Raw genomic sequence first — 1,007 nt, 5'->3', positions numbered from 1 at the left:
CGCTTAGATGCTTTCAGCGGTTATCCCTCCCGAACGTAGCCAACCAGCCATGCCCTTGGCAGAACAACTGGCACACCAGAGGTTCGTCCGTCCCGGTCCTCTCGTACTAGGGACAGCCCTTCTCAAGACTCCTACGCGCACAGCGGATAGGGACCGAACTGTCTCACGACGTTCTAAACCCAGCTCGCGTACCGCTTTAATGGGCGAACAGCCCAACCCTTGGGACCGACTCCAGCCCCAGGATGCGACGAGCCGACATCGAGGTGCCAAACCATCCCGTCGATATGGACTCTTGGGGAAGATCAGCCTGTTATCCCCGGGGTACCTTTTATCCGTTGAGCGACGGCGCTTCCACAAGCCACCGCCGGATCACTAGTCCCGACTTTCGTCCCTGCTCGACCCGTCGGTCTCACAGTCAAGCTCCCTTGTGCACTTACACTCAACACCTGATTGCCAACCAGGCTGAGGGAACCTTTGGGCGCCTCCGTTACCCTTTAGGAGGCAACCGCCCCAGTTAAACTACCCATCAGACACTGTCCCTGATCCGGATCACGGACCCAGGTTAGACATCCAGCACGACCAGACTGGTATTTCAACGACGACTCCACCCGAACTGGCGTCCAGGCTTCACAGTCTCCCAGCTATCCTACACAAGCCGAACCGAACACCAATATCAAACTGTAGTAAAGGTCCCGGGGTCTTTCCGTCCTGCTGCGCGAAACGAGCATCTTTACTCGTAGTGCAATTTCACCGGGCCTATGGTTGAGACAGTCGAGAAGTCGTTACGCCATTCGTGCAGGTCGGAACTTACCCGACAAGGAATTTCGCTACCTTAGGATGGTTATAGTTACCACCGCCGTTTACTGGCGCTTAAGTTCTCAGCTTCGCCCCACCGAAATGGAGCTAACCGGTCCCCTTAACGTTCCAGCACCGGGCAGGCGTCAGTCCGTATACATCGCCTTACGGCTTCGCACGGACCTGTGTTTTTAGTAAACAGTCGCTTCTCG

1 rRNA gene (only partly in view) is annotated in these 1,007 nt (G+C 56.2%); it reads right to left on the bottom strand.

Annotation, left to right across the window (positions count from 1 at the left end):
- Positions 1-1,007, bottom strand: a 23S ribosomal RNA gene (locus CQ12_RS39415) (it extends past both window edges: 195 nt to the left, 2,278 nt to the right).

It is taken from the genome of Bradyrhizobium jicamae (genome assembly GCF_001440395.1).
In the GTDB taxonomy this organism is placed as follows: domain Bacteria; phylum Pseudomonadota; class Alphaproteobacteria; order Rhizobiales; family Xanthobacteraceae; genus Bradyrhizobium; species Bradyrhizobium jicamae.
Note: the sequence above shows the minus strand (reverse complement) of the source record. Positions and strands in the feature narration are given on the sequence as shown.